This window comes from Clostridium sp. 7_2_43FAA (assembly GCF_000158375.2).
GTDB classification, from domain to species: domain Bacteria; phylum Bacillota; class Clostridia; order Clostridiales; family Clostridiaceae; genus Clostridium; species Clostridium tertium.
The window spans coordinates 157,026-177,297 of sequence record NZ_JH815222.1 but is presented as its reverse complement, the minus strand read 5'-3'; the positions used below and the strand labels follow the sequence as shown (position 1 = coordinate 177,297).

Annotated in this window: 22 protein-coding genes and 1 pseudogene; 2 read left to right on the top strand and 21 right to left on the bottom strand. The window is 28.7% G+C overall.

The window, feature by feature from the left end; translation table 11 throughout:
- Positions 1–267 precede the first annotated feature (267 nt).
- The 4 genes and pseudogenes from CSBG_RS02440 to CSBG_RS02425 all read right to left on the bottom strand — a co-directional run bounded on the left by CSBG_RS02440 (position 268) and on the right by CSBG_RS02425 (position 5,362).
- Positions 268–915, bottom strand: coding sequence for a membrane protein (locus CSBG_RS02440; RefSeq protein ID WP_035284937.1), 648 nt, complete (start codon positions 913–915; stop codon positions 268–270).
- Positions 916–1,079: 164 nt separating this feature from the next.
- Positions 1,080–2,864 (bottom strand): adenine deaminase, encoded by a 1,785-nt coding sequence (ade, locus tag CSBG_RS02435; RefSeq protein ID WP_008676751.1) that lies wholly within the window; start codon positions 2,862–2,864, stop codon positions 1,080–1,082.
- 10 nt (positions 2,865–2,874) lie between these two features.
- Positions 2,875–4,161, bottom strand: coding sequence for an NCS2 family permease (locus CSBG_RS02430; RefSeq protein ID WP_008676750.1), 1,287 nt, complete (start codon positions 4,159–4,161; stop codon positions 2,875–2,877).
- A gap of 271 nt (positions 4,162–4,432) precedes the next feature.
- A pseudogene (locus CSBG_RS02425) lies at positions 4,433–5,362 on the bottom strand (YafY family protein).
- Positions 5,363–5,508: 146 nt separating this feature from the next.
- On the opposite strand from CSBG_RS02425, the gene CSBG_RS02420 reads away from it, so the two are divergent.
- Positions 5,509–5,937: a pyridoxamine 5'-phosphate oxidase family protein gene (locus tag CSBG_RS02420; RefSeq protein WP_008676749.1), complete on the top strand. Its 429-nt coding sequence runs from the start codon at positions 5,509–5,511 to the stop codon at positions 5,935–5,937.
- A 107-nt stretch (positions 5,938–6,044) separates the two neighbouring features.
- Here CSBG_RS02420 and CSBG_RS02415 read toward each other — a convergent pair whose 3' ends face one another.
- From CSBG_RS02415 to CSBG_RS02380, 8 genes are all read right to left on the bottom strand, one after another.
- Complete coding sequence (locus CSBG_RS02415) at positions 6,045–6,437, bottom strand: DUF1801 domain-containing protein (RefSeq protein WP_008676748.1); 393 nt, start codon at positions 6,435–6,437, stop codon at positions 6,045–6,047.
- Positions 6,438–6,586: 149 nt separating this feature from the next.
- Positions 6,587–7,054 (bottom strand): flavodoxin domain-containing protein, encoded by a 468-nt coding sequence (locus CSBG_RS02410; RefSeq protein ID WP_008676747.1) that lies wholly within the window; start codon positions 7,052–7,054, stop codon positions 6,587–6,589.
- Between the two features lie 427 nt (positions 7,055–7,481).
- The gene (locus tag CSBG_RS02405) at positions 7,482–8,258 is read right to left on the bottom strand and encodes a class I SAM-dependent methyltransferase (RefSeq protein WP_008676746.1); all 777 of its coding nucleotides are present in this window, start codon (positions 8,256–8,258) and stop codon (positions 7,482–7,484) included.
- A gap of 308 nt (positions 8,259–8,566) precedes the next feature.
- Entirely contained in the window at positions 8,567–9,928 is a 1,362-nt protein-coding gene (gene rlmD, locus CSBG_RS02400) for a 23S rRNA (uracil(1939)-C(5))-methyltransferase RlmD (RefSeq protein ID WP_008676744.1), read from the bottom strand.
- 19 nt (positions 9,929–9,947) lie between these two features.
- The gene (locus tag CSBG_RS02395; protein ID WP_008676743.1) at positions 9,948–10,343 is read right to left on the bottom strand and encodes an RDD family protein; all 396 of its coding nucleotides are present in this window, start codon (positions 10,341–10,343) and stop codon (positions 9,948–9,950) included.
- A gap of 36 nt (positions 10,344–10,379) precedes the next feature.
- Entirely contained in the window at positions 10,380–11,051 is a 672-nt protein-coding gene (locus tag CSBG_RS02390) for a hypothetical protein (RefSeq protein ID WP_008676742.1), read from the bottom strand.
- 160 nt (positions 11,052–11,211) lie between these two features.
- On the bottom strand, positions 11,212–11,427 hold the full coding sequence (locus CSBG_RS02385; RefSeq protein WP_008676741.1) for a DUF350 domain-containing protein: 216 nt from the start codon (positions 11,425–11,427) through the stop codon (positions 11,212–11,214).
- Positions 11,428–11,518: 91 nt separating this feature from the next.
- Positions 11,519–12,193 (bottom strand): helix-hairpin-helix domain-containing protein, encoded by a 675-nt coding sequence (locus CSBG_RS02380; protein ID WP_008676740.1) that lies wholly within the window; start codon positions 12,191–12,193, stop codon positions 11,519–11,521.
- A gap of 157 nt (positions 12,194–12,350) precedes the next feature.
- Here CSBG_RS02380 and CSBG_RS02375 point away from each other — a divergent pair, with 157 nt between their 5' ends.
- Positions 12,351–13,619 carry a D-alanyl-D-alanine carboxypeptidase family protein gene (locus CSBG_RS02375; protein ID WP_008676739.1) on the top strand — a complete coding sequence of 423 codons (1,269 nt, stop codon included), beginning with the start codon at positions 12,351–12,353 and terminating at the stop codon, positions 13,617–13,619.
- 195 nt (positions 13,620–13,814) lie between these two features.
- Here the strand turns inward: CSBG_RS02375 and CSBG_RS02370 are convergent, their stop codons facing one another.
- From CSBG_RS02370 to rplU, 9 genes are all read right to left on the bottom strand, one after another.
- The gene (locus tag CSBG_RS02370) at positions 13,815–14,711 is read right to left on the bottom strand and encodes an RluA family pseudouridine synthase (protein WP_008676737.1); all 897 of its coding nucleotides are present in this window, start codon (positions 14,709–14,711) and stop codon (positions 13,815–13,817) included.
- A 74-nt stretch (positions 14,712–14,785) separates the two neighbouring features.
- Positions 14,786–16,129 carry an LCP family protein gene (locus CSBG_RS02365; RefSeq protein ID WP_008676735.1) on the bottom strand — a complete coding sequence of 448 codons (1,344 nt, stop codon included), beginning with the start codon at positions 16,127–16,129 and terminating at the stop codon, positions 14,786–14,788.
- Positions 16,130–16,177: 48 nt separating this feature from the next.
- On the bottom strand, positions 16,178–16,744 hold the full coding sequence (gene yqeK, locus CSBG_RS02360) for a bis(5'-nucleosyl)-tetraphosphatase (symmetrical) YqeK (protein WP_035284934.1): 567 nt from the start codon (positions 16,742–16,744) through the stop codon (positions 16,178–16,180).
- A gap of 32 nt (positions 16,745–16,776) precedes the next feature.
- Positions 16,777–17,394 carry a nicotinate-nucleotide adenylyltransferase gene (gene nadD / locus CSBG_RS02355; protein ID WP_035284931.1) on the bottom strand — a complete coding sequence of 206 codons (618 nt, stop codon included), beginning with the start codon at positions 17,392–17,394 and terminating at the stop codon, positions 16,777–16,779.
- 9 nt (positions 17,395–17,403) lie between these two features.
- Positions 17,404–17,700 carry a ribosome assembly RNA-binding protein YhbY gene (yhbY, locus tag CSBG_RS02350; protein WP_008676733.1) on the bottom strand — a complete coding sequence of 99 codons (297 nt, stop codon included), beginning with the start codon at positions 17,698–17,700 and terminating at the stop codon, positions 17,404–17,406.
- 11 nt (positions 17,701–17,711) lie between these two features.
- On the bottom strand, positions 17,712–19,001 hold the full coding sequence (gene obgE / locus CSBG_RS02345; protein ID WP_035284928.1) for a GTPase ObgE: 1,290 nt from the start codon (positions 18,999–19,001) through the stop codon (positions 17,712–17,714).
- 234 nt (positions 19,002–19,235) lie between these two features.
- Complete coding sequence (gene rpmA, locus CSBG_RS02340; RefSeq protein ID WP_008676729.1) at positions 19,236–19,535, bottom strand: 50S ribosomal protein L27; 300 nt, start codon at positions 19,533–19,535, stop codon at positions 19,236–19,238.
- A gap of 1 nt (position 19,536) precedes the next feature.
- Complete coding sequence (locus tag CSBG_RS02335) at positions 19,537–19,911, bottom strand: ribosomal-processing cysteine protease Prp (protein ID WP_008676726.1); 375 nt, start codon at positions 19,909–19,911, stop codon at positions 19,537–19,539.
- Positions 19,912–19,916: 5 nt separating this feature from the next.
- Entirely contained in the window at positions 19,917–20,228 is a 312-nt protein-coding gene (rplU, locus tag CSBG_RS02330) for a 50S ribosomal protein L21 (protein WP_008676723.1), read from the bottom strand.
- Between the last annotated feature and the right edge of the window lie 44 nt (positions 20,229–20,272).

Sequence of the window (20,272 nt, the reverse complement as noted above, 5' to 3'; positions counted from 1 at the left end):
ATATTAAAATTATTGAATTTCACCCATAACTTACCTTTTTTTATAATTACTTTTCAAACCTTTTCTATTATATATTCCCTTTAATCACCTATTATTCCTACAGTTAAATTCTACCATTTTATTCCAATTTGTACAACTTTTTTAATTTTTCCTTCTTAATTATACTAAATAAATTTAATATTTATATAAAAAACACCAAATTAGGTGCTTTAAATAAATATAGGATATCTTCAAATCATAATTGTCTTTTTGAAGATATCCATATTATTACTTATTAAAAATATTAACTACCTCTAAACTTTCCATTATTGCTTTATGCCTAATATTTACTACATCAAATTTACACGTCTTAAATATCACCTGCATGCAATACCCCAGTCCAACAGCACTTATAAATGTTCCTAATCCAGCAGCTCCACCTAGTAAAAATCCTATTATTAATACAGATATTTCTATACTGCCTCTAACTATCTTAATTGGTTTATTTAGCTTTTGACTTAATCCTATCATTAAGCCATCTCTTGGTCCGCAGCCTATTTCACATCCTATATATAAATAGCATCCATACCCCATAACAAACATACCTATTATCATCATTACAATTCCAGAAAACAAACTATTTGCTACGGGTATTATGTTGCTTTCATTAATAATATCTATGAACTTTCCTACAAATAATATGTTAAGTAGTGTTCCTATCCCAATCTTCTGCTTTAACATTATTCCTATTAAGACAACCAATACACTAGTTAATATACTTGCTTCTCCTATTGTAATTCCTGTGACATTTGATATTCCTTGGTGGAAAACATCCCATGGAGATAATCCTAAATTAGAATTTAACATAAAAACTGTTGAACTTGCACATAATAAAAATCCTAATATAAGTCTTATTGATTTTTTCAATATAATCATCAAAAATTTCACCCCTATCTAATATTTTTCATAAGATTAAGCCTTAAATGATTCTATCACCATGATAATATTTAAACAATAAACTCTTATCAACTTTCATATATAAAATAAATATAGGATATCTTCAAATCATAATTGTCTTTTTGAAGATATCCATATTCTTATTACTTATTAAAGATATTTACTATCTCTTTTTTATTTACATTTATTAAACCTAAATCTGACATCTTGCCTTCTGGTATTACTGGAAGTGCTAATGTAACAATTCTTAAAAGTGGATTCTTTATTTGTGTTAATCCCATATCTCTAAGTACTTCTTTCATTCTTTCTGCAACTATAGCTATTTCAGAAGCACTTTTATTTGTCATAAGTCCTGCTACTTCTAATTGAATATGCTCTTTTATCTCCCCTTCTACTGCACAACTTATTCCACCACCAATAGATATTAAATCCTCTGCAATTTTAAATGCCTCATTTATATCACTATAAACTATAGTTAGGTTATGACTATCATGAGAAATAGTACTTCCTATAGCCCCTTTATTTATCCCAAATCCTCTAACTAATCCAATAGATTTCGTATCTAACTTTCCATGTCTATTAATAACTATAACAAATTTCAGGTCATCATTATCATCAAGTACTACGGTTCCATTTTTAATATTAACCACTTCTTCTATGATTTCTGTAGCTGAAGATAATTGACTATTATATTTTATTACATTCACTTTAGCTTTTCCATTTTCTATTGGAGCTTTTAACTCAAAATCATCTAAAGATAAATTACTTATATGAACAGAATTCTCTGTTTCTAAATCAAACTTCTTATCATTTATTTCAGTAATTAGTTTCCCATTTTTAGCAACTAGTTTCCCCTCAAATATTACTGCTTTCACCTTCATATCATGTAAACTATCTAGTACTACTAAATCAGCTACATATCCAGGCGCTATCCCCCCCAAATTAGTAACACCTATTTCTCTTGCTGAATTTAAAGTTGCACATCTTATTGCATCTATAGGATCAAGCCCTGAATCTATTGCTGTTTTAACAACATCATTCATATGACCATTCTTAATTATTTCATCTGCTTCTCTATCATCTGTACATAATGTTAAATTATCTAAATATCTAAAACCACTTACCCCTTTAACTATTGCATCAACATTTTTAGATATAGAACTTTCTCTTGCATCTACATACATTCCATTTCTAATTTTATCCCTTGCCTCCTGAGATGTCCTACTTTCATGATCTGTAGTTGCTCCTCCACATAAATAAGATGATAGCACTCTTCCACTTAAAAATGGTGCATGTCCTTGTATAAAGCCACCTCTTTTTTCGGCTTCATTTAATATAGAAACCATCCTATCACTATTTTCAATAACTCCTACAAAATCCATAACTTCACCTAAACCTATAACTCTGTCTAGCTTTAGGAGTTCTTCAATCTCTTCACTAAAAAACTCTGCTCCCGAATTCTCAAGTCCTAAAACAGCTGGAACACATGATGGTGCTAAAACATACTGCCTCATAGGTAATCCTTCACTGCTATCATGCATATATTTAACGCCTCTTATTCCATAAACATTTGCTATTTCATGAGGATCTGTCACTACAGTTGTTGTTCCATATGGTATGACCTCTCTTGCAAAATTTTTAGGAGTCATAAGTGTACTTTCAATATGTATATGACTATCTATAAGTCCTGGAATTACAATATCTCCTTCAGCATCATAATACTTTTTAGCCTTTATACTTTCCGTATTTTTATTATCAATGCTTGTACTTATATGTGCTATAAATCCATCATATATACCTATATCTCCAATATATATCTCTCCAGTAAACACATTAACTATATTTGCATTTTTTATAACTAAATCACAAAGTCTCTTTCCGATTGCTGCTTCAATTAGTCCTTTTTTATCACTAGGTAAAATTTTCATCTTACATCTCCTAAATTATGAAATATGCTATTAGTGGAATTGATAATATATAGATTCCCCAATTTAAATCTTTAAACCTTCCTGCCATAACTTTTGTTACCATATAAGAAATAATTCCTATACTTATACCATTTGAAATACTTGAAGTAAATGCTGTAAATACTATTGTAGCAAAAGCAGGAAACGCTTCTGTGAAATCATTAAACTCAATATTTTTAACACCTGTAATCATTAATAGCCCTATTAATATTAAAGCTGGTGCTGTTGCTTCACTTGGTATCATTCCTGCAATTGGAGTAATAAACATTGTTAATGCAAAACAAATTCCTGCTACAACTGCTGTAAATCCAGTTCTTCCACCTTCTTCTACGCCTGCTGCTGACTCAATATAAGTTGTAACAACTGTAGATCCAAATAATGCTCCCACTACTGTTGCAATTGCATCAACTAAAAATGGTTTGTTTATATTTGGTAAATTACCTTCTTCATCTAAAAGATTTGCTTTTGCAGAAACTCCTAGTAATGTACCTAAAGTAGAAAAGAAATCTCCAACAAAGAATGTAAACATCAGTGGGAAAAAGCTCCACTTTAATGCTGCCATTATATCAAGCTTAAATGCTATTGGTTCTATTGATGGTGGCATTGTAACTAAGCTTTCTGGTACATTTGTAATTCCCATTGGAATACCAATTATAGTTGTTAATATAATTGCAACTAAAACTCCACCTTTTACTTTTCTAGCTTGTAAAAATACTACTATTACTAAACCTATTATAGTAAGTAAAACCCCTGGGGATTTAACATCTCCCATAGCAATACTTCCACCTTCAAGGCTCATTAAGCCTCCATTTTTAAATCCTAATAAAACTATATAAAATCCAACTGCAACACCAATTGCATATTTAATATTCTTAGGTATTAAATTAACTATAACTTCCCTAAGACCAAGTACAGTTAAAAGGATAAATACTACTCCTGAAATAAATACCATACCCAATCCAGTTTCCCAATTAACTATTCCACCTGCAACTAAAGTATATGCAAAAAATGCATTACTCCCCATAGCTGGTGCTAAGGCAAATGGTAAATTCGTATATATACCCATAAATATACTAAATATCGCTGATAATATAGCAGTAACAACTGTAACTGCTCCTACATCCATTCCTGCTGCTCCCATAAACATAGGTTGTAAAACTAAAATATATGCCATTGTCATAAATGTAGTTATACCTGCAGTTATTTCTATTCTTGCATTAGTATTACGTTCTTGAAATTTAAATATTTTCTCTAACATTAGCAATTCCTCCACTTTATCCTTTGTTCGCCACTTCATACACAAATGCGAATTATATTTTATATATTACATATAATATTCGTATAAGTCAATTATTTTCTCTAATTTTTTTACAAAATAATAGCAATTATTCATTGCATTTTTTCGTTTTATATATTTATACGTACTATATGCAATTATATGACTAGTAATAATCGTCATTAGTTATTTGTATATAATATTTTCATAATAACTTAAATTAAAATAAAAAAGCGCCTAAGCGGCGCTTAAACTAACTATATTTGTCTAGCATACTTTTTATTCTTCTAATAAATTCATTTCGTATATTAATAGGTTCCAAGCATTCACATTTATCACCATAACTCAGTAAAATATTATATCCAAACTCATCATTAATGAATGGAAAATCTATAAACAATTTATTATTTTTATATCTCTTAATATTTTCCTCACCACAATATTCAATCATTTTTTCTCCTAGAGATTCATCAACTAAAAGTTTTATCATAATAATATTTTTTTCTATATAGTCCCAATATCCTACTGATTTTAAATTAAACTCTCTTGTAATAAAGCTTTCTTCAATAACCTTAATATCTGAAATACGAGATAGCTTAAATATACGAAAATCTTGTTTCGAAATGCAATATCCTTGTAAATACCAATTTGATTCCTTTAATACCAACTGATAAGGCTCAACTTTTCTATTACTCTTTTTACCTTTACTATCAAAATAGTTAAATCTTAAAATCTTTTTATCATTCATAGCCTTTTTAATTTGTTCAAGATTAGATTTTAAATCCTTATTTCCTATCCACGGAGTAAGATCAATAGAAATTTGATTTGACTTTAACTCTATCTCTTTTATATGCTCCTCTGGAAACAATCCTTTTATCTTTGCTAAAGTACATTTAATTTCCTCCTTTGAAAAAGCGGACGACATACTGCTAAGACCTATTAAAAGTGTTTCTACGTCTGATTTAGTAAAAATCCTTTTATCTATCTTATACTAATCCATAATTCCAATTCCACCATTAACGCCAGGATATGTAACTATAGGAACCCCAGCTAAACTTATCGCTTCTATATCTCTCTATATAGTTCTTGGTGTTACTTCAAACATTTCTGCAAGCTCTGATGCACTTATCTTTTTACGTTCTAGTAATATCATTATAATTGATACAAGTCTATCTATCTTCAATCTAAATCACCTCTTATTTATCATCACATATTTAATTTTATTTTATCATAGAACCATGACATAACGCCGTCATGGTTCTATGATAAAATAAATCTATGCTGAACAAAATACTAATAATAAAAATAGCTTACAAAAGGAGAATTAAAATGGACTTAATACAAGAGTTTAATAGAGTAATGAATGAAACAAATAGAATTTCCTTAGCCACTACTGTAGATAATATACCCAATGTTAGAGTCGTAAATTTTTATAATAATCCTCAAAACAAAAAAATTGTCTATTTTGCATCATTTAGAGGTTCTTCAAAGACATTATACCTTTTACAAAATAATATAGTAGCATTTACAACAATACCTGTTTCTAATGAAAGTAGTGAACATGTCCGAGTGAAAAATGCTATAGTTAAAAAAAGTGATTTAACAATATATGATTTAAAGAATGGATTCATAAAAAAGCTACCAAGTTATAAAAAGATAATAGAGAAAGCTGGCGATATATTAGATGTTTATGAGATTAGCTTTAATGAAGCTGATGTAATTTTAGATCTCGGCAAAGGCGGCAAGGTAACTTTCTAAGAACTCTCTTATAATTTTATTCAAATAATTATAACTAAAATAAGGAGGAGAACCTTGCTTTTATATACAGATTCCCCTCCTTTACCTTTATGTAACACTGTCCATTTTCAATTTCTAATATTATGTTTTTTATTTTCTGCTCTCTTTATATTTTCATGAACTCTAAATTCTACTATCCTACTTATTAATCCATAAGGTAATGGCTCTCCTATTGGAAATTGAACTGACCCTTTTGCACCCTTATACTTAGATAACTCTTCTTTAAAAACTTCTATCCCACTAGGATCTGGATAAAATCCTATATGACTCTTAAAAGCTGCAAAGTGAACAAGATTTCCATGAAGATAAAATGTAGGCATTTGATAGCTTATCTTTTCTACCGCATTAGGAGCTGACTCCTTAATAACTCTTCTTATTTTTTCTAATATTTGTTGAATTTCACTAGGAAACTGTAATATATATTCATCAATTGATTTAAATGTGGATTTCTTCCCTTCCATACTTTTACCTCTCATTTTATATATTTTAATTTGCACTCTGTATCAAAAATAGATTCAGATTTAATTCTTTTGTGCTTCAACTATATTTCTGTATGTAAAAATTAAAAACTATCCATTATTCAATAGCTTTAAAATTTTATATAATAAAACTAAAATATATCAATTATTTTCCTAATAAACACTTCTGCTTTTTTAAAGTCCTTATCATTCGGATGTCCCTCTGCCAGTTTTCCCATAATATCGAAAACCTTACTATTAGAAAATTCCTTTGCTATAAAGCTACCTTTACATGCGAAACTCCCTTTGTTTATTGCTCCTTTTGAAGTTAATGCCTTAATTAACTTATTATTATAAAACTTCATTCCAATGCCACTAGTTGAAAATACAAAGACATTTTTTCTTGTTAAATTTAGCCTTTCAATTAATTTAAACAACTTAGGTGATAAGTTCTCCATGTAAACTCCAGAACCAAATCCAATTAAATCGTAGTTTTCTAAATTAATATCTATAGCATCTTTTACATTTATTAAATCGCAATCAATTTCTTCATTAAATTTACTCGCAACTTTCTGTGTATTATTTTTATAGTCAGAACAATAAATAATCAAGGTTCTCATAAATTCTATTCCCTTCCTTAATTTCTTTTTTAAATATTTACCAAAGTATCTACTAGCAATAATTATATATCCAATATATTGTTTATTATTTCATATTATGTGCATATATTGCTACAAAATAAAGAACATTTTATTACTTCTAGATCTTTTTATCATGTAAATTTTTTAATATTATTCTTCTATAAATTACAATAACAATTTAAACTATTTTATACCTATGACTTAAATACTTATGTTCACTTAGATTACATATATTTGTCTAGGTGTATTTCAAATAATGCTTATATAGTTTTATATATAAATCTTTTCATTATAAAAATATTCATAAAACATTCCATGAAACAAATATCAAAAACTTACTTAGTAATCCAGTAAATATATTACTTACTATAAGTGATGCTATAAATATTAATATATAATGTTTAAATCAATTTTTGTTCAAAATATCTAATGTATGAGCCCCTGCCCCTACTAACTCTTGTCTTTCACATGTAGACAAATGATAATCAATAAAAGTTTTAAAGGTTTCTTCATCCATAGCATTTAAAGTTGCTCTCATATAATTAGCTGGTCCATCTGCTGAAATTATTTTTATTCTTTTTACTCCAGCTGATTCATTTATTTTATTAATATCTTCAATCCTTACATAATCATATAGGTCTTCCGGATTTGATCTAACGTGAAAGTTTTTATCAAGCTTTTCATTTTCAATGCATTCTTTTATATTATTTTCTTTAAATCCATATGTTATTACACTATATTCATTCATGCAATAGGCAACTAATATATTTCCTCCAACTTTAGTAACTCTCTTTGCTTCTTCTAAAGCCCTTACCTTATCCTCAAATGTATATAGATGGTACATTGGTCCAAAAACCAATGTCATATCAAATGTATTATCTTCAAATCTAGATAAATTTAAGGCTGTTCCTTGAAATGCTTTTACTGTACTTCCCTTTGATTTTAAAACTCCTAAATTATGTTTCACAAGTTCAACTGCTGTAACATCATATCCTTCATTAGCTAAAGCTACTGAATATCTTCCTGTGCCTGCACCAACATCTAATATTTTCAAGTTTTTATTTCCTTTTAAATATTCATGTATATATTTCATAGAAGTTATGTATTCAACTTGTCCATGTCTTCTTGTTAATCTTTTATCTTCACAAAATTTATTATAATGTTTTTCTAATTCCACTGTCATTTTTTTCTCACCCTTAGTATAATTTATTCTTAATCCGTAAAGTAAATAAACTCTTCTCTAATATTTATATAAAATGTTACTTTTTTGCTAGAAAAGAACCTTGATTTCTCAAGGTTCTTTTAATATAGTCACTAAATAATAAACTATTTATAATCACACTAAAATATGACTCTATAAATCTCTATAATTTAAACCTTCTTAATAAACTCATAGTTTTATTTTGATTTTACTAAGAAATATATTATTTTGTTGTACTACATTTAGATAGACTTCATATTAAGTTTATACATTCCTTCGTTAAGTGTTCACTACCTATCCTTCAATACAAGTTTAACAACCACTTCCGCATGAGGCGTATTTGGGAACATATCCTTAACTGTACTTTGAACAACTTTGTATCCAGCTCCTATTAAATCCCTTAGGTTTTCTACTAAAGTTTTAGGGTTGCATGATACATAAATTATTTCCTTTGCATTGAATTTAATTACGTATTCTAATGCTTTGGGATGCACTCCACTTCTTGGTGGGTCTAGAATTATAATATCTGGTTTATCTTTAACAGTTTTTATTATTTCTGCAACATCACCTGCTAGGAATTCACAGTTATTTAAATTATTTAATTTTGCATTTTCTTTTGCTGCTTCTACAGCTTCTTCTATAAGTTCTATTCCAACTACCTTTTTAGCATTTGATGCTGCAATTTGACCTATAGTTCCTGTACCACAGTAAAGGTCAAATACAACCTTATCATTTGATTCTCCCATAAAATCTCTAACTATACTATAAAGGCTTTCAGCTCCCTTAGTATTAGTTTGGAAGAATGAAAATGGTGATATTTTAAATTGTAAACCTAATAAATTTTCTGTTATATAATCTTTGCCAAATAATAAATTCACCTTTTCTGGTATTACAGCATCTGAAAAAGAATTATTTTCAGTATGTAATATAGATACTAATTTTCCTTTATAAGTTTGTGATTTTAATAAATCTACATACTCTGATAAATCAAAATTTATTTGTGTTGTAGTAACTATATTAACCATTAATTCACCAGTATTTATTGCTTTTCTTATAACTAAGTGTCTTAAGTAGCCTTCTCTTTTCATAACTCTATAATAAGGTAATTCCTTATCCTTAAAATAATTAACAGTTTCTCTTATTACAGTTTTAAAATCTTCATCAACTATTAAACATTTATCAACAGTTATAATCCCAAAAGATTTTCCCTTCATATGCATGCCTAAAGTTAATTCTCCACCTTTTTCAAAATCTCCAAAGGTAAATTCCATTTTATTTCTGTACTCCCATTGTTCTTTGCTACCTACAACGCCTAAATACTCTCCCATAGGTATATCAGCCTCTTTAAACAATGCCTTAACCTCTTCACTCAGTAAATCTAATTGCTTATCATAAGTTAAGTTTTGTGATGTACAACCACCACAAACTCCAAAGTATTCACAAGGTGCTTCTATTTCATAATCTGCTCTTTCATCTACTGATAAAAGCTTTAACTCTGCAAATCCTTCTCTCTTCTTCTTTACTCTACCACTTACCACTTGATCTGGAAAGGCACCTTTTACATATATCTTTTTTCCTTCTAAAGTGCCAACTCCAACTGATGGAAATTCTGTTTTATCTATTTTAACTTGTACTGTACTTCCTTTTCTCATGCTATCTCCTAATTAATGTTTATTTTAACATTGTCTTTTTTCCTATAGTTCTTCCAAGCTTTGTTGATTCACAAATTGTACTATATAGAATATTCGTTATCACATATATTACTAAGAACATCGGTTGTCTTTGTGCAATATAAAAGCCTACAAATTTTAATAAAAAGTCAAAAATTAATAATAAAAGTAAAGCAAATGCTATAGCTACTATTTGATCTATAGTTGCAGCTAAAAGTCTCTTTATAAACTTAACTGCCTTTCCATCTTCTTTTACTTCTCCATTAATAGCATTATCTTCCTCTGTAACTTCAATATCTTTATTTAATTCTTCATTGTTTACTTCATCATTATTAATTACTTCATTATTAACCACTTCTTCTCCATTATCCATTCCTGCGTCTTCTCTATCTACCAATTTTATATCCTCCTAAATTAAAAATTAAAGTATGTACTATTTTTTAAAATCATAGTTTTTTGAATCTAATTTGTATAATAAGAAATCGTCTTTTATTGTTATTGTTTCTACTAATCCATTAACATTTGTTTCTATAGTTCCATTGCTATTTTGATTTATGACTATATCTTCTATTTTACTATTTAAATCTGAGTAATCTCTTTCTGGATTATTTGTCATAGCTTCTGAAAACTTTGCTATAGATGTTTCTTCAATATTAAACTTCTCTTCAGTTTTTATTTGTTCTAGATCTAACTTAAATCCTATCTTTAAATTTAAGCTTCCACTAGACATATCTGCACCATACATCTTAAATCCATAATACATGCTTTCCATTCTGTTTGGTTCAGGATTTAAATTGTCTATATATATATGGTTATCGTTTATAGTTTCTCCATTTTCTTCTGTAACTTTTTCTTCTTTAGAATATTCTAAATCATAAAAAGTAGCTGATTCTTCTATTCTTGCACTTATTTCATCATTTAAAATAGTTACTTGATCTTTTGTATAGTCTTCTGCCCATACGCCTTCGCCTATAAACTTCTTTTCTTCAACTTTAGGTGGCTCTTGAGCTGTTTTTGCTTCCTTATCATTTGAATTTCCACTACAAGCTACTAGTGATGTAACCATTATTCCGCTAATTAACATCATTAAAAATTTTCTTATCATAATAATCCCCCCTAGGATTTTTCTAATCTTCTGTATTTATAGTTTCCTAAATTCAATTTATTATAACATTAAAGATTCCAATTTAAAAGACTCTGTCACATAACTGTCATAATAACAAATGGGCAAAGAGTTGATACTCCTCACCCATCTATACACTAACCTATTTTACAACTTGCGATACTATTATTGCTATTCCAATTAAAGCTCCAGCTAAAAATATGGCCACTGCTATGTTCCCCTTTTCTAACTCTTTATTAAAATCAGCTGGTATTATAGCGTCAAATATTTTATATCCAATGACTAACACCAATATCCCAACTGCCCCAAATAACAAGCTTAATCCTAAGTTCATAAATGTGTTTAAAACTAAATCCATATCCCATTCCCCCCTTTAAATCAGATAGTATATGATTCATTTTATCATAAATACTATATCTATAATATAATAGATTTCAAAATTTTTGATATCATATTGTTATTTGGTCTTTCATCTTTTCAAAAGTTTTATCACCTATTCCTTCTATATTTTTCATTTCATCTATCGATTTAAATCCTCCATTTTTTTCTCTGTAATTAATTATACTTTTTGCTTTAACTTCTCCTACTCCATTTATTTTTTGAAGTTCTTCTAGACTTGCAGTGTTAATATTAATGATTCCATCTTCTGCGGTATTCCCTTCTTTGCTAACATTTATATTAGTATTTGCATTTGATAATTCATTCTTATTTGGTATAACTATAAGTTGATTATCTCTTAATTTATCTGCTCTATTTATTTTATCTATATTAGCTTCATTGGTTACTCCTCCTGCTTTAGTTATTAAATCTCTAATTATACTTCCTTCACTTATTTCATAAACATCTGGATTAGCAACTTCTCCTTTTATCTCAACAACTATCATTTTAGTGCCTTTTGTTAGTTGATTTTCTCCTTTTACCTCTTTAATAGGCTCTGCATTAACTTCCACACTATTATCATCAGGAGCTTCTTCCTCTACAAATATATTTTTCATATACTCATCCTTAAACACCTTTGATTTATTCTTTCCGTATAAGATAAATGATGTTATTACACATAAGAAAACTAACATAATCAATACTATATTTCGTTTAGTCATAAATTTTTCTATTCTTTTATCCATAAATCACCTCTAATTGATAAATCTTATTTTAATTATTAACTTTTTATTAAAAATTTAACTAATTTTATTTAAATATTTATAAAATATAGAATGATATCCTTATTTCTGATAAAATATTTTTGTCTATATGTAAAAAGTTTATTGTGGGAGAATTAATATGAAAAAATTTATGAGAAGAATCTTCCTATTTACTGCTTTTATATGCAGTGTTTTTACTATCAACGTAAAAGCTACTGAATTACCTACGGTATATTCTGAAGGTGCAGTACTAATGGATGGAAGAACAGGTAAAGTTATTTATTCCAAAAATGAGCATACTCAATATGAGCCTGCCTCAACAACAAAGGTAATGACTGCATTGGTTGTTCTAGAAAATACAAAATTAACTGACAAAGTTACTATTAATGAAAAACCAACTTTAGTAGATGGCTCTGCAATTGGTATAGCTAAGGGGGAAGTTTATACTGTTGAAGAACTTATGCTTGGTCTTTTATTAGAATCTGGTAATGATTGTGCTGAAGCATTAGCTGAACATGTTTCTGGATCTAATGAAGAATTTGCAAAGCTTATGAATGCTAAAGCCAAGGAACTAGGTGCATTAGATACAACCTTTAAAAATCCTAGTGGTTTACATGAAGATGGTCACGTTACTACAGCTTACGATTTAGCTCTTATAATGAGAGCTGCTTATCAAAACGAAGACCTTGTGAGAATTGCACAAACCGAATCTCACAAATATGTAAATCATCCATTTTCCGATGGTAGTGAAAAATGGGCTACAAATAGAAATCAACTATTTAATGAATATACTCCTTACTATTACCAATATGCCTATATTGGTAAAAATGGATATACTCCAGAAGCAAATCACACATATACTGCTACCGCTATGAAAGATGAGCAATTTTTAGTAGTAGCTTTACTAAATGCTACTGATAAGGACAACTTCTATACAAATATAGGTCCATTGTTCGATTATGGCTTTGATAATTTTGAAACTATAAAACTTATAAATAAAAATGATGTGCTTGATACATATAAAATTAATGATGATATCTCAATTCCTTTACTTGCTAAAGATGACTTATACTATACTAAGTCTAAAACGGAAGAAATACCATCATATACTGTGGATTATCAAAAGAAAGATATAAGTAAAAAAAATATAAATAAAGGTGATGTTCTCTTTAAAGCTAAGATAAATGCTAATAAAGAAACTATATCAGCCTTAGATTTAGTTAGTGGAGCTAACAGAGAGTATAATAGTCAAATTAAGATAAAAGAAAAGTTTTCAACTCTAGTAACTACACCTAAATTTATTGTTATAGCTGTGGTTGTAATAATTATCTTAGTAATTCTTATTAAATACTTAATTTTATCTATGAGAAGAAAAAATATTAGGAGAAGAAGGCCTAGATTTAAATAATCTAAAATTTATAGTAATAAAAAGTGTGTTGTAAAATGATTTTATAAATCATTTTACAACACACTTTTCTTTTCATATTAAATAAATTGTAGTTACTTTTATATAAAAATAAATAACTACATTTTTATAATTAATATAACTTCAAAAGTAAATTGTAGTTACTTTAATTTTTCAAAAAGTAACTACATTTATATACTACTTTAAATATTCTACAAGCTTTTCTATATCATCAGGCACTCTTGCTCTAAGGCTTAATTCCTTTTTAGTTCTTGGAGATTTAAAATCTAATCCATAGGCATGAAGGGCTTGCCTACTTATAATTTCCCCATCTTCTTCATAACCATATAAAGTATCCCCCCAAATAGGATGTCCTAATGAGCTTAAATGAACTCTTATTTGATGTGTTCTTCCTGTTTCTAATAAGCATTCAACTAAATCTGAATCCTTAAATCTCTCTATAACCTTATAATGAGTTATACTTCTTTGTCCTCTTTCATCTACAACTCTTCTTATAGTGCCTTCTTCTTCTGGTCTATATATTGGTAAATCTATAGTTCCTTCATCATTTTCCATATGTCCATGTACAACTGTAAGATATCTTTTTTCAACATTATTTAAAGTCATTTCTTTAGATAATTCCATATGTGCATATTGATTTTTAGCTATAATAATAAGCCCAGATGTATCCATATCTAACCTACTTACTAGCCTAACAATGCACTTTTGGTTACTTTCCTTAAAATAGTACATTAAAGCATTAGCTAATGTACCACTTTGATATCTTTTAGTTGGATGAACTACCATATTAGGCCCTTTATTGACAACTATTATATCTTCATCTTCATATACAATATCTATTGGTATATTTTCAGGATCTATATTTTGAGTTTCTTCTTTTACTAAGTCAATTAGTACCTCTTCACTTCTTTTTAGCACATAATTCATTTTTACAGCTTTATTATCTACAAAAATTCTTTTATCTATTGAAGCACTTCTAATTAACCTAGAAGATAATCCTAGTTCCTCTTTTAAAAATTCTCTAATTTTTCTTCCTTCGTGTTCTTTTGAAACAATTCTTTTTATAGTGCTCATTTTTCCTCCTAGTAAAAAGGAGCTGTCGCACAATTCTACAATTTACATTAAACTGCTTTCTGCGACAGCCCCTTTTAGTTTCCAAATAAGTTATAATCTTTACCTAATAATATTACAACATCATATTGCTTATATTCTGATTTGCCTATTTTTTCAAACTTTTGTATACCCGTATCATTTTTAAGCAAATCTTTTAATTCCTTATTATCTGATTGAATTACGCTTTTCTCTACATTATCAGTATTTCCAACTTCTATATTTGCATACCCAAGTGAAAGTAAACTATCTCTTGCACTTGATGCTAATCCATCAATTTTAGTTCCGTTTAATACTAACACATTTAGCTCCTTTTTATTTATTGAAGTTATAACCGGCGCTAATGAAGGGTTTTCTGTATTTAATGCATTTATTAAGTCCCTATTAATTTCTTTATCAGCAATTAAAAAGTCTTCTCCATAAAGATATTCTGGTTCTCCTTTAAGAGTTGTCATAATTATATCTTCTGACTTTAACCTAATAATCTTCATACCAAGAGAAATTAAATTTTTAGCTGGAATATTGGTTTCAACATTTTCACTTATAGCTTTTAATATTTTTGGTGCCTTAAAAACTATACTTGGACTTAAAGCTTTATCAATAACCTTACTAATGAATTGTTGTTGATTATTAATTCTACCTAAATCCCCTTCTTCTCCTCCACTACCATCATTATTTTTCCTCCATCTAAAGAACTCTTCTGCTTTTTTACCATCTAGCTGAACAGTTTCTCCAGCTTTAAAATTTATATGAAGGTTTTGTTCATCATCATCATAGAACATATCTTGTTGTATGTTCATTTCTATTCCACCTAATGCATCTATTATACTTCTAAATGCATTGTAATCTACTTCTACTATATAATTTAAATTTATACCTAATAAACTTTCTACATGTGTCTTTACTTCCTCTTCTCCGCCTAAAACATATGCAGTATTTATTTTCCAATATCTTCTGTATTCACCATTATCTAAATAAGCATCTACTTCAATAAGCGTATCTCTTGGTATAGAAACTATATGAACTTTTTTAGTATTAGGATTATAATTTAAAACCATTATAGTATCGCTTCTTCTACCAGCTTTATTTTGATTTTCTGCATCTCCTATATCCATACCTAAAATCAAAATGTTCACAGGATCCTTAGATGATATCGGTGCCACTCCAGTGCCTAAGTTGTTTGTTTTTAAACCTGATAAAAAGTTATATATATAAAGGGCACTTCCAAGTATTATTACTAATAGAATAGTTACTATAGATGTTGTTATTCTCTTTCTTTTTAACTTTTTCTTTCTAGCTTCAATTCTTTTTCTTTTAATTTGTTCATCTTTAGAAGGTCTTCTTCTTTCTCTGTTTTCCAGATTTTCTCTCCTACTCCCCATCCTTTTAATTCCTCTCTGATTTTTTTCATAGTTAAATAAATTTAGTTTTTATTTATTACGTAATAAATAATTTCTAGCTTTTATACTATTTATATCAATAGGAAACCCTTTATCTAATAAATATTTAATAGTATGAGTTACTCCTTGAAGAAGGCCTTTATCTAAATCAGCAAAGCTTTCTTTCCTAATTAAATCTACTCCAGGAAAACTTCTACCAGGCTCTATCATATCAGCCATATAAATTATCTTATCTAGTTTACTCATATTTTCTTTTCCTGTAGTATGCCATCTCATAGCACTTAATATTTCTTCATCTTCTATTTTAAAAATTTCTCTCCCCAATATCGGCGAAACAATACTATGCCATAACTCAAGAGTATTTTCTTCATCGTACGATAAATTAATATTATGTTTATCAATAATATCCTTTAACTCATAGATGGTCATATTTTTAGCTATATCATGAGCTAATGCTGCTATTTCAGCTTTATCTTTATCTACCTTATTTATTTCAGCTAATCTTATTGCAGTTTCAACCACACCTAAAGTATGGTTATATCTACTTTCTGTTAAATGTTCTTTAAGGTAGCTTTTCATTTCTTCCTTACTAAGCATATATCTTCTCCTTAAATATCATTATACTCTCATCACTCTTTAATATTTTTACAATAATTATATATATTATTTTTTCTAATAAAATCTAGAACCTCTTTTGGAATGAAAAAATCAATTTTCTTTCCGTCCTTAATTCTATCTCTTATCATTGTTGATGAAATTTCTAAGTCCATTATATCTAAAAAGTTGATACTTGTGTTATACTTTTTCTCAATTTCATTCTTTTGTAATTTTAATGACTCTTTATCATATCCCGGTCTATTAAATACCACTAATTTAGAGGCCTTAAATATTCTATCTGGATTTTTCCACTTTTCTATATTTATAAGACAATCAGCTCCAGTAATAAAATACAATATATTATCCTTAGATTTAAAGTTTTCTAAGGTTTCATAGGTATAACTAAAACCTTCTTTTTCTATTTCATAGTTACTTATTTCAAAATCCTCATATTTTTTTATAGCTTCGAGAACCATTTTATACCTTAAAGGAGCCTCTAATATATCCTCATTTTTTTTATGAGGTGGGCTCCCTGCAGGCATAAAAATCACTTTATCTAAATTCAATTGACATTTAGCTTCATATGCAATATATAGATGTGCTAAATGAATAGGATTAAATGTTCCTCCTATTATGCCAATCTTTTTCATAAAAATTCTCTATTTATTAGGTATTTCTATCTTAGGTTTTTTTGAGGATTTTTTATATAAAACTATTTTACTTCCTATAGCTTGAATTCCTTCACAACCAATTTTTTCACAAATATAATTTGATACTTCTCTAGCTCCTAAACCACTATTTTCAAGTACCTTTATTTTAATAAGCTCTCTCGCTTCTAAAGCTTCAGTTAATTGTGTTAAAAAAGCTTCTTCTACTCCATTTTTCCCAACTTGGAATATTGGATCTAAGTTGTTTGCAAGCCCTCTTAAATATGCTCTTTGCTTTCCTGTTATCATTCTTTATCCTCCTATAAAATATACTCAAATTCAAAATCGTTAAGTCTTACCATATCTCCATCTTCTATTCCCATTTCTCTTAATTTATCAAAGACACCTTTGTTTCTTAATACCTTATGGAAATATCTTAATGAATCAGCATCATGAATATTTACTGAATTTAATAATCTATCTACAAATGATCCATAAACTACATATACTCTGTTGTTATCTTCTCCATCTTCAATAGATACATCATATGTAAATCTCTTTTCTTCTTGTACGAATCTTTCTTCATCACTTATTTCTAAGTCCTTAATTGGAATTTCTGAAAGCATTCTACCTGCTTCTTTAATTATATCTTCAACACCTGATTTTGTTGCTGCAGACATCTTATATACCTTATCAAAGCCTAATTCATTTACTTTCTTCTTAAAGTCTTCAAAAATTTCTTCATCATAAAGCATATCTGTTTTATTTGCTACAACTATTTGAGGTCTATCCCATAGCTTAACTGAATATTTCTTAAGTTCTTCATTTATCTTAACGAAGTCCTCAAAAGCATCTCTACCTTCTATTCCTGATATATCTACTACATGTATTAATAATCTAGTTCTTTCAATATGTCTTAAGAAATCTAAACCTAAGCCAACCCCTTCAGCTGCACCTTCAATTATTCCTGGTATATCAGCCATTACAAAGGCATTCATACCTTCAGCCTTTACAACTCCAAGGTTTGGCTTTAATGTTGTAAAATGATAGTTTGCTATCTTTGGTTTTGCCGCAGTTACTGTTGAAAGGAAAGTTGATTTTCCTACATTAGGGAATCCTACTAATCCAACATCAGCAAGTAATTTAAGCTCTAATGTAATCCATCTATCCTCACCTGGCATACCTGGTTCTGCAAAATGTGGAGCTTGCCTTGTAGGTGTACAGAATTTACAATTTCCTTTACCACCTTTTCCTCCTTTTGCAATTACAAAAGTATCATCTTTATGTGAAAGGTCTGCTATAATCTTATTAGTTTCAAAATCTCTGATTATTGTTCCCATAGGTACTTTAACATGAAGATCATCTCCATCTTTACCATAACATTTTGAACCTTCACCTTTTCCACCAGCTTCAGCTACAAATTTCTTTTTATATTTAAAATCTAAAAGTGTAGTTAAACCTGGATCTACCTCAAATATTACACTTCCACCTTTTCCACCGTCTCCTCCATCTGGACCTCCAAGAGGAACGTATTTTTCTCTTCTAAAAGACACACATCCATTTCCACCATCACCGGATTTAACGAATATCTTGGCCTTATCTATAAACATAAAATCACCCATCTTTCTTGAAATTGTTTATAATAATATAAACACGTACTTACTTTATATTATCTCATTATTTTTAATGTTTATTATATCACACAAAAATTAATTTCTAATCCATTAAATTAATGGACAATTGACAGTGTACAATGGGCAAGTTTTATTCATTGTCAATTGCCCATTTCTATTCTTACAAAATAAAGCACCCTAAAACAGGGTGCTTTTTAGAAAAAAATAATATTATTCTGCTATTTCTTCAACATTCACTGGGTAAATGCTAACTTTCTTTTTGTCTCTACCCATTCTTTCAAATCTAACGATTCCGTCTTCTTTAGCAAAAAGAGTATCATCTCCACCTTTACCAACATTAGTTCCTGGGTGAATCTTTGTTCCTCTTTGTCTAACTAAAATGTTACCAGCTAAAACGAACTCCCCGTCAGCAGCTTTAACTCCTAATCTTTTTGATTCAGAATCTCTACCGTTCTTTGAGCTACCTACCCCTTTTTTGTGGGCAAATAATTGAAGGTTCATTATTAACATACTATTGCACCTCCTCTTTCAACATTCTTATATATTCACTGTCTTTTTTATTTCCAAAACTTAATTTAAGAGATTGTATCAAGCTTTCTATACTTTTTTCAAAAGTCAAAAGTAATACTTGGCACTTCTCTATATCCTCGTTATTAAGATTAGATAAGTTTATATGTAAAAAACCATCATCTATATCATACTTAACTTTAAGCTTTAATACTTCTTCAATACCTATTAAGGCACTTTGAGATAGTACTGAAACCGAATTGCAAATCATATCATAAGCATCTCCGACCTTCTCTATTTCAGCTCTTGATAAAGCATGACCTTTTATCTTAAATCCAAGGCATAAATCATCTTTTTTAAAAATCTTCACTTTAATCATAATAATTAAGCTTCGATTTTTTCGATTACTAACTTAGTGTATGGTTGTCTGTGTCCAGTTTTCTTTCTGTAGTCCTTCTTTGGCTTATACTTGAATACTGTAACCTTCTTAGCTTTGCCTTGAGCAACAACTTTAGCAACAACCTTAGCACCTTCTACAACTGGTGTACCAACTTTTAAAGCATCACCATTTGAAACTGCTAATACTTCTGTTAATTCAACTGTTGAGTCAACTTCAGCGTTAAGTTTTTCAACGAATATTACGTCTCCTTCTTGAACTCTGTATTGTTTTCCTCCTGTAGATAATACTGCGTACATTAAAAACACCTCCTCTTATTACGGTCTCGCCAACCGAGGTACAA

Excerpts from the sequence above, each read along its gene's own strand:
- CSBG_RS02430 (WP_008676750.1), bottom strand. The coding sequence starts at position 4,161 with ATGTTAGAGAAAATATTTAAATTTCAAGAACGTAATACTAATGCAAGA.
- CSBG_RS02420 (WP_008676749.1), top strand. The coding sequence starts at position 5,509 with ATGGACTTAATACAAGAGTTTAATAGAGTAATGAATGAAACAAATAGA.
- CSBG_RS02410 (WP_008676747.1), bottom strand. The coding sequence starts at position 7,054 with ATGAGAACCTTGATTATTTATTGTTCTGACTATAAAAATAATACACAG.
- CSBG_RS02385 (WP_008676741.1), bottom strand. The coding sequence starts at position 11,427 with ATGGATTTAGTTTTAAACACATTTATGAACTTAGGATTAAGCTTGTTA.
- CSBG_RS02440 (WP_035284937.1), bottom strand. The coding sequence starts at position 915 with ATGATTATATTGAAAAAATCAATAAGACTTATATTAGGATTTTTATTA.
- CSBG_RS02335 (WP_008676726.1), bottom strand. The coding sequence starts at position 19,911 with ATGATTAAAGTGAAGATTTTTAAAAAAGATGATTTATGCCTTGGATTT.
- CSBG_RS02405 (WP_008676746.1), bottom strand. The coding sequence starts at position 8,258 with ATGACAGTGGAATTAGAAAAACATTATAATAAATTTTGTGAAGATAAA.
- obgE (WP_035284928.1), bottom strand. The coding sequence starts at position 19,001 with ATGTTTATAGATAAGGCCAAGATATTCGTTAAATCCGGTGATGGTGGA.
- CSBG_RS02365 (WP_008676735.1), bottom strand. The coding sequence starts at position 16,129 with ATGGGGAGTAGGAGAGAAAATCTGGAAAACAGAGAAAGAAGAAGACCT.
- CSBG_RS02375 (WP_008676739.1), top strand. The coding sequence starts at position 12,351 with ATGAAAAAATTTATGAGAAGAATCTTCCTATTTACTGCTTTTATATGC.
- CSBG_RS02415 (WP_008676748.1), bottom strand. The coding sequence starts at position 6,437 with ATGGAAGGGAAGAAATCCACATTTAAATCAATTGATGAATATATATTA.
- nadD (WP_035284931.1), bottom strand. The coding sequence starts at position 17,394 with ATGAAAAAGATTGGCATAATAGGAGGAACATTTAATCCTATTCATTTA.
- CSBG_RS02380 (WP_008676740.1), bottom strand. The coding sequence starts at position 12,193 with ATGGATAAAAGAATAGAAAAATTTATGACTAAACGAAATATAGTATTG.
- rpmA (WP_008676729.1), bottom strand. The coding sequence starts at position 19,535 with ATGTTAATAATGAACCTTCAATTATTTGCCCACAAAAAAGGGGTAGGT.
- rplU (WP_008676723.1), bottom strand. The coding sequence starts at position 20,228 with ATGTACGCAGTATTATCTACAGGAGGAAAACAATACAGAGTTCAAGAA.
- CSBG_RS02390 (WP_008676742.1), bottom strand. The coding sequence starts at position 11,051 with ATGATAAGAAAATTTTTAATGATGTTAATTAGCGGAATAATGGTTACA.
- rlmD (WP_008676744.1), bottom strand. The coding sequence starts at position 9,928 with ATGAGAAAAGGAAGTACAGTACAAGTTAAAATAGATAAAACAGAATTT.
- yhbY (WP_008676733.1), bottom strand. The coding sequence starts at position 17,700 with ATGATAACAGGAAAGCAAAGAGCATATTTAAGAGGGCTTGCAAACAAC.
- yqeK (WP_035284934.1), bottom strand. The coding sequence starts at position 16,744 with ATGCTTAGTAAGGAAGAAATGAAAAGCTACCTTAAAGAACATTTAACA.
- CSBG_RS02370 (WP_008676737.1), bottom strand. The coding sequence starts at position 14,711 with ATGAGCACTATAAAAAGAATTGTTTCAAAAGAACACGAAGGAAGAAAA.
- ade (WP_008676751.1), bottom strand. The coding sequence starts at position 2,864 with ATGAAAATTTTACCTAGTGATAAAAAAGGACTAATTGAAGCAGCAATC.